The sequence below is a fragment of the Actinophytocola sp. genome (assembly GCF_009379765.1).
Classification (GTDB): Bacteria; Actinomycetota; Actinomycetes; order Mycobacteriales; family Pseudonocardiaceae; genus Actinophytocola.
The window spans coordinates 1-9,522 of the sequence record NZ_WHTD01000237.1; the positions used below are offsets into that span (position 1 = coordinate 1).

General features: G+C 70.9%; 14 protein-coding genes. 9 read left to right on the forward strand and 5 right to left on the reverse strand.

Features of this window, described 5'->3' with window-relative positions:
* Positions 1 to 11 precede the first annotated feature (11 nt).
* A complete protein-coding gene (locus GEV28_RS42905) occupies positions 12 to 152 on the forward strand; it encodes a hypothetical protein (protein WP_367115288.1) in 141 nt (46 codons plus the stop codon).
* Between the two features lie 3 nt (positions 153 to 155).
* Here the strand turns inward: GEV28_RS42905 and cei are convergent, their stop codons facing one another.
* Positions 156 to 875 (reverse strand): envelope integrity protein Cei, encoded by a 720-nt coding sequence (gene cei, locus GEV28_RS40165; RefSeq protein WP_291419281.1) that lies wholly within the window; start codon positions 873 to 875, stop codon positions 156 to 158.
* A 449-nt stretch (positions 876 to 1,324) separates the two neighbouring features.
* Here cei and GEV28_RS40170 point away from each other — a divergent pair, with 449 nt between their 5' ends.
* Positions 1,325 to 1,633 (forward strand): DUF4193 domain-containing protein, encoded by a 309-nt coding sequence (locus GEV28_RS40170; protein WP_291419283.1) that lies wholly within the window; start codon positions 1,325 to 1,327, stop codon positions 1,631 to 1,633.
* 14 nt (positions 1,634 to 1,647) lie between these two features.
* Here the strand turns inward: GEV28_RS40170 and GEV28_RS40175 are convergent, their stop codons facing one another.
* Positions 1,648 to 2,127 (reverse strand): DUF3093 domain-containing protein, encoded by a 480-nt coding sequence (locus GEV28_RS40175; RefSeq protein WP_291419285.1) that lies wholly within the window; start codon positions 2,125 to 2,127, stop codon positions 1,648 to 1,650.
* A gap of 24 nt (positions 2,128 to 2,151) precedes the next feature.
* On the opposite strand from GEV28_RS40175, the gene dut reads away from it, so the two are divergent.
* Together dut and GEV28_RS40185 are read left to right on the forward strand one after the other, a co-directional pair.
* Positions 2,152 to 2,631, forward strand: coding sequence for a dUTP diphosphatase (gene dut, locus GEV28_RS40180; protein ID WP_291419288.1), 480 nt, complete (start codon positions 2,152 to 2,154; stop codon positions 2,629 to 2,631).
* A gap of 6 nt (positions 2,632 to 2,637) precedes the next feature.
* Complete coding sequence (locus GEV28_RS40185) at positions 2,638 to 3,327, forward strand: DUF3710 domain-containing protein (RefSeq protein ID WP_291419290.1); 690 nt, start codon at positions 2,638 to 2,640, stop codon at positions 3,325 to 3,327.
* An 87-nt stretch (positions 3,328 to 3,414) separates the two neighbouring features.
* On the opposite strand, the gene GEV28_RS40190 is transcribed toward GEV28_RS40185, so the two are convergent.
* Complete coding sequence (locus GEV28_RS40190) at positions 3,415 to 4,056, reverse strand: alpha/beta fold hydrolase (protein ID WP_367115286.1); 642 nt, start codon at positions 4,054 to 4,056, stop codon at positions 3,415 to 3,417.
* 192 nt (positions 4,057 to 4,248) lie between these two features.
* Between GEV28_RS40190 and GEV28_RS40195 the strand changes: the two genes are divergently transcribed.
* The 5 genes from GEV28_RS40195 to GEV28_RS40215 all read left to right on the forward strand — a co-directional run bounded on the left by GEV28_RS40195 (position 4,249) and on the right by GEV28_RS40215 (position 8,473).
* Entirely contained in the window at positions 4,249 to 4,647 is a 399-nt protein-coding gene (locus GEV28_RS40195) for an OB-fold nucleic acid binding domain-containing protein (protein ID WP_291419292.1), read from the forward strand.
* Positions 4,644 to 5,360: a DUF3159 domain-containing protein gene (locus GEV28_RS40200; RefSeq protein ID WP_291419294.1), complete on the forward strand. Its 717-nt coding sequence runs from the start codon at positions 4,644 to 4,646 to the stop codon at positions 5,358 to 5,360. The genes GEV28_RS40195 and GEV28_RS40200 overlap by 4 nt, the downstream gene beginning before the upstream one ends.
* Positions 5,361 to 5,476: 116 nt before the next feature.
* Positions 5,477 to 7,315, forward strand: coding sequence for a tetratricopeptide repeat protein (locus GEV28_RS40205; protein ID WP_291419296.1), 1,839 nt, complete (start codon positions 5,477 to 5,479; stop codon positions 7,313 to 7,315).
* 110 nt (positions 7,316 to 7,425) lie between these two features.
* Positions 7,426 to 8,328, forward strand: a complete 903-nt coding sequence (locus tag GEV28_RS40210; RefSeq protein ID WP_291419298.1) for a helix-turn-helix transcriptional regulator — start codon at positions 7,426 to 7,428, stop codon at positions 8,326 to 8,328.
* The gene (locus tag GEV28_RS40215) at positions 8,309 to 8,473 is read left to right on the forward strand and encodes a DUF397 domain-containing protein (protein WP_367115287.1); all 165 of its coding nucleotides are present in this window, start codon (positions 8,309 to 8,311) and stop codon (positions 8,471 to 8,473) included. Before GEV28_RS40210 ends, GEV28_RS40215 begins: the two co-directional genes overlap by 20 nt.
* On the opposite strand, the gene GEV28_RS40220 is transcribed toward GEV28_RS40215, so the two are convergent.
* Both GEV28_RS40220 and GEV28_RS40225 read right to left on the reverse strand, forming a co-directional pair.
* Positions 8,467 to 9,123, reverse strand: coding sequence for a TrkA family potassium uptake protein (locus GEV28_RS40220; protein WP_291419302.1), 657 nt, complete (start codon positions 9,121 to 9,123; stop codon positions 8,467 to 8,469). The two genes, GEV28_RS40215 and GEV28_RS40220, sit on opposite strands and share 7 nt — an antisense overlap.
* Positions 9,124 to 9,522 (reverse strand): TrkA C-terminal domain-containing protein (locus tag GEV28_RS40225; protein WP_291419305.1); only part of this gene is annotated, 399 nt, incomplete at its 5' end.

The following is a 9,522-nucleotide window of genomic DNA, read 5'->3' on the forward strand; positions in this document are numbered from 1 at the left end:
GCGACCTGACCCTGGACTACGAGTCGCTCGCCCCGACCGGCGACCCGGACCAGGTCCTCGGCCTGCACACGGCGGAGCCGGGCTCCCCGGCCGAGGATGCCCTGCGGTTGTTGGCGAGCTGGACGAGCGACCCGGCGGTCAGGACCGGCTGAGCCTCAGCAGTGGACGTTGCGCGCGGCGGTGAGCAGCTTGGCGTCCACGTCGGGCTGCGGCCCGTTGGCCTGCAGCCCGCCCTTGGTCTCCGGGTGTTCCGCGGCCCACGCGGTGAGCCGCTCGAGCACCGAGCGGCTCTGCGCGTTGGGGTGCAGGCTGTCGAAGTCCCCACCGATCGCGATGTCGACCGTGGCGTCCTTGCGATCGTCGCGGACGAGCTGGGCGCACGGCTCGATCAGCGACAGCGTCCGCGCCGCCGACGTGCCCTGCGGGCCGAACCGGATCTGTGCCCGGCAGGTCATCGAGTCGCTGTACAGCGGGTCGTTGGCGGGCTCGGCCACCTTCGCGAACCCCAGCTGCCGCAGGTTCTCTGTGACGATCCGCGCCGCACCCCGCGACCCGCTGGCGTTGACCACCTTCACCAGCACCTGCCCGGGCGGTGACGGCACGGTCCGGTCCAGCGAGTCGGGCTCGAGCGCCTGACCGAGTGTGGCGGGCGGCGTGGAGGGCGTGGGCGGCGTGGAGGGCTTCGCCGTGCCGGACGCCTTGACGTTGGGCGGGTCGCAGTAGACCGCGTTGGTGGTCTCGTCGGTGTCCATGACCTGCAGCCACACGATGGTCGCGGCCACGCAGAGGATGAGGATCAAGATCAGCGCGGGCAGCGGACGACGCTTCCGATAGCGCTGTGGCCTGTTGTCCCGCCACACGTTCCCGGACGCCACCTGGCCCGCCTCCCTCCAGTCCCAGACCCCTCGGACACTCTGTTTTCGTCGCTGATCAGCCTAGGCGTTTCACTGTTCTTCGGCGGGACGGGGCGTTTCCTGTAGGTGCATCGTGTCGCGATCGAGTCATGTCCCGATCCCGATCGCGGTTCGCAACCGGCCAGATGCGCTCAGTGATATCCGGACGGTCAACATCGCACCACGGGTTGCCCGGACCGGCAAGAGTGAACTTCTCAGGTCACCGGACACCCCCGATCGGGTGACGTAGTGGATGAGCGCCGCTTCATGGGCTACCCTCTGCGCGCTCCAGTCATCGAGCGATCCGCGCGAATCGATTCCGATGTAGGTCAGACCGCGAGACCTCCGTCACTTCTGCTGGCGGGCACAAACTGGAGCGCCCGAACGTTGACCAGCGGCACGAACACATTCTGAAGTGGGGGTGCTAGACCATGGCCACCGATTACGATGCGCCACGCCGCAGCGAGGCCGACGATCTCGCGGAGGACTCGCTCGAAGAGCTGAAGGCACGTCGCAACGAGAACCAGTCCGGGGTCGTCGACGTCGATGAGTCGGAGACCGCCGAGAGTTTCGAGCTGCCCGGTGCGGACCTGTCCAGCCTGTCCGGCGAGGACCTCACCGTCCGGGTGGTGCCCAAGCAGGCCGACGAGTTCACCTGCTCGAAGTGCTTCCTCGTGCACCACCGCAGCCGGCTGGCCGAAGAGAGCAAGGGCCAGTACATCTGCCGCGACTGCGCCTGACCGGACCGGTCGGCTCAGTCGCTCGCGCGCAGCGCCTCGACCAACCGGTCGGGGTGCCGCGTGCTGAACACCCAGTAGGGGGTCGGGTCCTCGGGGTCGGTCTGGCGCACCCGAACCACCGGGCCGACCCATCCCCGATGCAGCACGTGGGCCGCCGGGTCCAGGTGCGGACCGAGCACCCTGCGCTTGTCCTTGGCCGGCACCACCTGGACCTCGCCGACATAGCGCAGTGGCAGGTGGGCGTTGCCGACCCACAGCTCCCCGTCCTGGACCCGCACGCTCAGCCGTCCCACGCGCCAGATCAGCAGCGCGGTGAGCGGCACCAGGACCACGTAGGGCAGCCATGCCCGGACGCCCGGGTAGCCGAGATGGACCTCGGCCGCGAGCAGCACCGCGGCCAGCAGCGGAAGCAGCCACCAGTACCAGGTGACATACAGCCGTTCGCGGTATGTCGCGCCGGTGGTGGCCGCGGTGGTTGCCTCGCTGTCGGTCACGGACCCAGAGTAGTCTCGCCGGTCGTGCCCAGCGTGGAGGTCCTGCTTACCCGGCTCGATCCGGGTGTTCCCGTGCCGTCCTACGCGCGGCCGGGAGACGCCGGCGCCGATCTCGTCACCACCGCCGACGTCACCATCTCGCCGGGGGCGCGGGAGACCGTCGGCACCGGTGTCGCGATCGCGCTGCCCGACGGCTACGCCGCGTTCGTCCACCCGCGGTCCGGCCTGGCCGCGCGGGTCGGGCTGAGCGTGGTGAACACGCCGGGCACGATCGACTCCGGATACCGCGGCGAGATCAGGATCTGCCTGATCAACCACGATCTCCGGGACCCGATCCGGCTGCGCCGGGGCGACCGGATCGCGCAGCTGGTGGTTCAACGCGTCGAGCACGCGGTATTCCGAGAGGTGGAGGAGTTGGCCGACTCGCAGCGCGGCGCCGGTGGCTATGGGTCCACCGGTGGGCATTCGGTGCTGACCCGGTCCGTGACCGGGGCGGAGGAATAGGTCGAGGTGGGACTGTTTGGGCGGCGTCGCCGGCAGGAGGCCGACGAGGCGCCGGACTACGAGGGCCACGACGAGTACGACGACCGTGATGACGGCGTCGACGACGGCTACGAGGAGATCGGCGGCGACCTGTTCGACGGCGCGGGCCCGTGGGACGAGGACGAGGCGCCGGAGGACGGCCTGAACCGGCTCGATCTCGGGTCCGTTCGGCTGCCCGTGCCGGAGGGCGCGCAGCTGCAGGTCGAGATGGACCCGGCCGGTGGGGTGCGGGCCGTGCACGTGGTCACCCCGGTCGGCCAGCTGACCGTCACGGCCTACGCCGCACCCGGCTCGGGTGGTCTGTGGCGCGACGTCTCCACCGAGCTGGCCGAGCAGCTCCGCGGCGACGGCGCGACGGTCCGCACCACCACGGGTGAGTGGGGGCTGGAGCTGATGGCCGCGGTCGGCGAGGTGTCCCTGCGGTTCGTCGGCGTGGACGGCCCCCGCTGGATGCTGCGCGGCGTGGTCGCGGGCCCCCCGGACCGCCTGGACAACAGCGCGGCGGCGCTCTACGAGCTCGTCCGCGGCACGGTCGTGGTCCGCGGCACCCAGGCGATGCCGGTCCGCACCCCGCTCCCCATCGAGCTGCCGGCGGCCATCGCCGAACACATCCAGCAGGCCCAGGAAGGCGGCCCTGAGTCGCCCGGAACGCCCTGAACGACGCGCTCGGGGCGTTGAACGTCTCGAGCGCGTCGTTCAGGGCATCGGGTCTCTCAGATTCCGCCCAGCTCGCGCCCAGATGACCTACTCGACCCCGCCCGGCCGGCCGCCGGCCCGCAGCCACGCCAGCACCGCGGCCCGCCCCAGCGCCTCCGGGTCCGTCCCCACCACCGCCAGCCGGGTCGAGCACACCGCCGCCCTCGGCAGCGCGGCGGCCCACTCGCGCGCCTCGCCCGCGGGGTGGATCGGGTCGTCCGCGCACGCGGCGATACCCACCGGAACATCCAACGTTTCGAGCTCGGCGAAGGTCGGCGCCGCCCGGGAGGCGGCCACCTCGAGTGAGTCGGCGAGCCCGCCGCCGTAGCCCCGCCACGCGCGGCCCAGCTCGTCGGCCAGCCACGGCGGCATCTCCGCCGCCGCCAGCGCCCCGGCCACCCCCAGCGACCGGACCTGCGACGCGGACAGGCGGGCCGACAGCGACGCCGGTGCCGACCCGGGAGAACCGTGCCACGCCGGTAGCGCCAGCACCAGCCCCGCGCACCGGGCCGGGTTGCGCACCGCCCACTCGGCCGCCAGGTGCGCCCCGAACGAGATGCCCCCGACCAGCACCGGCTCCGTGGCGGAGGAGGAGACGGCCGCCAGCGCGGACGACGCCAGCGCGGGCCCGGGCACCGGAGCGGGCGCGACCGTCCGGATACCGACCGCCGCCAACGGGATGTCGAACACAGATCTGACGAATGTCTCGTCAGACCCGGTCCCGGGAAGCATAATCGCGGTCCGGGGAGCGCCGACCTCGGCAAATCGGCTCGCGGCAACTGTCACGTGCCAGATCCTCCACCCCAGCGACACTTCGCGTGGTTACGCTGGATTTGTACGGGCCGGAAGTCGGGGCCGGCCCCCAGCCACTGGAGCGACAGCATGGGCACCGAAGCCCCTAGGCAGAGCCAGCATGGGGAAGGCCCGCTACGCCGCCTCGTCAAGAGGCTCACCAGCGACATCGACCAGCTCGACGCCGACGACCTGTCGGAGAACGTCGAGGCGGTCGGCGCCCGCAAGGCATGCGACTGCCGGTCGGGCGACGAGGTCACCGTGCTCGGCCGGGTGCGCAGCGTCGAGCTGAGCCCACGTGACGCGGTGGCGACGCTGGAGGCCGAGCTGTTCGACGGGACCGAGGGAGTCACACTAGTCTGGCTCGGTCGTCGCAGGATCCCGGGAATCGAGCCGGGCCGGACGATCAAGGCCCAGGGCCGGATCGCGATGCGGGACGGCCGGAAGGTGCTCTACAACCCCTACTACGAGCTGCAGACGGCTACATGACCGAACCTGTCAAGAACAGCGAGACCGACAAACCAGAAGAAGCGCAAGAGCCCACCCTGCTCGAACAGATGGGGGGTATCAGCGGGCTCGTCTACTCGTCGGTCCCGGTGCTGGTCTTCATCCTGATCAACTCGATCTTCGGCCTGATGCCGGCGATCTGGAGCGCGGTCGGCGTCGCCGTGGCCGTCACGGTGCTGCGCGTCGTCCGCAAGGAGCCGATCCAGCCGGCCATCTCGGGCTTCTTCGGCGTGGCCGTCGCGGCGTTCATCGCCTACCGCACGGGCTCGGCCAAGGGCTTCTTCCTGTTCGGCATCTGGGCCAGCCTCATCTACGGCAGCGTCTTCCTGCTGTCGGTCGTGGTCCGCTGGCCGCTGGTGGGCGTCATCTGGGGCTTCCTCAACGGCCACGGCATGACCTGGCGCGCCGACCGCAAGGCCATGCGCGCCTACGCGATCGCCACGCTCACGTGGGTCGCCGTCTTCGGCGCCCGGTTCATCGTCCAGCGCTGGCTCTACGACGAGGACCAGACGGGCTGGCTGGCCTTCGCCAGACTCGCCATGGGCTACCCACTCACCGCGATCGCGCTGCTGGTCACGGTCTGGGCCGTGCGCACCGCGGGACACCGGGAGAAGAAGCTGGTGCGGACCGTCGAGGAGAGCGACCAGGCCATCGAGGCCCGGCTGCGCGCCAAGTACAGCGGCGAGACCGGCTGACCCGCCGCGGTGGGTAACCAGTTCGACGGTGACGCGACCTACGTGGTGCAAGCCGGCCACATCGACGCCGTCCACCTGGCGGCGCCGGTCGAGCGGGCCAGGTCGTCGTGGGCCCGGTGCCGAGGGCCCCGCACCACTTCCAGCCACCGGCCGACGTGCTGCACGCCCTGGCCGAAGCGACCGGCTCGACGGCGGTCGTGTGCTCGGTCACCGACGGGCGCGGCGTCGGCAAGACCCAGGCCGCGGGTGCCTACGCCCGCCAACGCGTCGCCGACGGCTGGCTGGTCGCCTGGATCCCCGCGCAGACCAAGGACCTGGTGGTGGCCGGCCTGGTCACCCTCGCCGACGCGCTGGGCCTGCGCACCCAGGACGACACGGCCGCCGCCAAGGTCCGCGACCACCTCCAGACCCGGACGGCTCCCGCGCTGCTGGTGTTCGACAACGTCACCGACCCCGCGCACGTCATCGACTACCTCCCGGCCGCGGGCAGTGCCCAGATCGTGCTGACGAGCGCGAGCCACGCCATGGACCGGGTCGGCGTGCGCGTGCCGGTGGACCTGTTCGCACCCGAGACGGCCGTGCGCTACCTCACCGAGTCGACCGGCCGCGACGACCCGGCCGGCGCGGCGGAGCTGGCGGCCGGGCTGGGCTGCCTGCCGTTGGCGCTGGCTCAGGCGGCCGCGAGCATCACCCGCCACCACTGGGACTACCCGACCTACCTGCGCCGCCTCCGCGAGGTGGCGGTCGCCGAGCTGCTCGACGCCCGCCCCGGCGACCAGTACCCGCACGGCGCGGCCGAGGCGATCCTCCTCGCGGTCGAGCCGTTCCTGGCGGCCGAGCCCACCCGTGGGCTGCTGGACCTGTTGAGCGTTCTCTCCCCGGACGGCGTGTCCCGGCGGTTGCTCCCCGACGCCGACGCGGTGGCCGACCTCGTGGAGGCGTCGCTGGTGGAGGAGGCGGGCCCGGAGGGCTCGACGGTGGTGATGCACCGGCTCACCCAACGCGTGCTCCGCGAGCGCGCGGGCCACGACCTCGCCGAGGCCTTGGTCCGGGCGGCTGAGCTCGTTGCCACGACGGCCTTCCCGGCAGTAGAGGCCTGGGACCGACGCGACCTCGGCGACGAGCTGATCCGCCACATCGACGCCCTCTGGACGAACACGGGCGGTGCCGCACCCGTCCTCACCCTGCGGCTGTGGGCCGTGCGGCAACTGATCGAGTCGGCGGCCACCGACCGGGCGATCGACCTCGCCACCGCGCTGCATGCCGATCACCAGCGCATCAACGGTCCCGACCACGTCGGCACCTTCCACGCCGCGGTCGGCGTCGCCCAGGCGTACACCAGGGCCGGACGCGCGGAGGAGATCCTCCCGCTGCTGGAACGGACGCTCGAGGCAGTCGGCCGTATGTTTCCCGGTGAGGTCCTCGAGATCAGCAGCGTCCTCGATGCCTTCGGGTCGAGTCGGCCCGAGGACGTGGTCCCGTACTTCGAGGGGCATCTCGGCGACATCCGCCGGGACCAGGGCGACGACCATCCCGACACGCTCACGTCGGTGGACAACCTCGCTCGTGCCTACCTCGAGGCCGGGCGGGTGTCGGAGTCCGTCGTGCTCTTCGAGCGGAATCTCGGCGACCGTCGGCGGGTGCTCGGCGAGGGCCATCCGCACACGCTCGTCTCCGCCAACAACCTCGGCCTCGCCTACTGGACAGCGGATCGGCTCGACGAGTCGCTCCCGCTCCTCGCGGAGGCGCTCGACGGCCTTCGCCAGGCTGTGGGCGAGAGCCATCACGACACGCTCGCGGCGGCCAACAACCTCGCGCACGCCATGGCCTCCGCCGGCCGGACGGACGAGGCCGTCGCGATATACGAGCGGACCGTGGCCCTCGCGGAGAGCGCCTTGGGGAGCGAGCACCCGACCACCACGGCCCTACGGGACAGCCTGCGGGAGATCAGCTAGTCAGCGCTCGCTCCAGCCCGACGATGCGGCGGCGCAACGAGAACTCCGTCCAGGTGAAACAGTCGCGGCGTTGTCCCGAGCGGGCCGTTCGGCGTCTTATGTTCGAGGGCATGAACGATCAGGAACCGACGATTCGGTCCAGGGAACTAGGTTTGGCGCTGTCCCGCAAGATGGCCGCCATCGGCATGAGCCAGATCGAGCTCGCCCGCGAGCTCAAATGGTCGCCCAGCATGGTGAGCCGGATGATCTCCGGCAAACGGCCGGTGAGTCCGGAGCTCATGTCGGGTGTGCTGGGGGTGCTGCGGATAACCGGGCCCAAACGCCACGAGCTCATGGAGATGGCAAGGCGCGCAACGGAACTCGGCTGGTGGCAGGAGTACGGCAACCGACTACCGCCGGAGCTCAAGACGCTCAGTGCCCAAGAGGACTCGGCAATCGCGATCACCAACTTCCAGACGGCGGTCATCCCGGGCTTGTTGCAGACCGACGAGTATGTGACCGCCCTGCTGAAGGCCACTCCGGCGATTCCCGCCGAAGAGATCGATGCCCGGACGGAGGCCCGCCGGCGCCGGCGCGATGTCTTCGACCTGAAGTACCCGGCGCACTTCGTGTTCTTCATCGACCAGTACGCGATCTGCCGAACGGGTGCTGGTCGGGAGACCATGTCCGGCCAGGTACACCACCTGTTGAGCATGTCCGTGCGACCCAACATCGAGATCCGCGTGGTTCCCGATGCGGTCGGCTTTCACGCGGGCCGCAAATCCTTTCAGCTGATGGAGTTCTCCGAGATCAACCCGGTCGTCCACATCGAGAACGAGACCTCGATCCTCTTCCTGGAGCGCGAGGACACCATCACCGGCTACCGGAACGTGGCGGCGGAACTCTCTAGGATTGCCCTGGACGAGGGACACTCCCGCGCTTGGCTTGCCACCGTGGCAAGTGAGATGGGGGTGCCGCGAAAGGATCACGATGCGAAGCGCCCAGCCGCAATCTTTGAGCTGGAGGAAGAGTAGCCACAGCGACCCCAACGAGTGCGTCGAGCTGGCCTGGCCGGCTGAGGGTGGGGCGGTCCGCGACTCGAAGAACGCGGACGGCCCCACCTTGCTGTTCTCCCGCCCGGGCCTGGCCGCGCTGGTGACCGCCGCGAAGGCTCAGTAGCCCAGCGCCGAGCGGATCTCGTCCTCGACGTTGGCCGATGCGACGAACAGCAGCTCGTCGCCGGCTTCGAGCGGGTCGTCGGACTGCGGCACGATCACGCGCCCGCCCCGCAGGATGGTGACGAGCGCCGCGTCGCGCGGCAGGTGCACCTCGCGTACCGGGCGGCCGGCGAGCGGGGTGTCCTCGGGCAGCGTCAGCTCCACGAGGTTGGCCTGCCCCTGCCGCAGCGTCAGCAACCGCACGAGGTCGCCGACCGACACGGCCTCCTCGACCATGGCGGCGAGCATCCGGGGCGTCGACACCGCGACGTCGACCCCCCACGCCTCGTTGAAGAGCCACTCGTTGGCCGGGTCGTTCACCCGGGCGACCACCCGCCGCACGGCGAACACGGTCTTGGCGAGCAGCGACACCACGAGGTTGACCTTGTCGTCGCCGGTGGCGGCGATGACCACGTCGCAGAGCTGCATGCCGGCGTCCTCCAGCGACGACAGCTCGCAGGCGTCCGCGAGCACCCACTCGGCCTGCTCGACCGTGTGCGGGTCGAACTGCGCCTCCAGCCGCTCGATGAGCATCACCTGGTGCTCCCCGGCGAGCAGCTCGGCGGCGATGGACCGGCCGACGGCCCCGGCCCCGGCGATCGCGACGCGCATCTAGGACGCCTCCTCGGGCGGTTGGCCTGCGGCGTTGCTGACGTCGCTGATCGTTCCGGACAGCACGGACACGTAGACCAGGTCGTCGGCCTGCACGACGGTCTTCGCGGTGGGCAGGACGCCTGTGCCGAACCGCATGATGAACGCGACCCGGGAGCTCGTGGCCTGCTCGAGCGAGGCGACCGTGTGGCCGACCCAGCCCTCGTGCAGGGGCAGCTGGACGACGGCGACCTTGCCGGACGGGTCCCGCCACGCCGAGGCGACGCCGTCGGGCAGGAGGGTCCGCATGAGCCGGTCGGTGGTCCACGGGACGGTCGCGACAGTGGGGATGCCGAGGCGCTCGTAGACCTCGGCGCGCTTGGCGTCGTAGATCCGCGCGACGACGTGCTCGACGCCGAA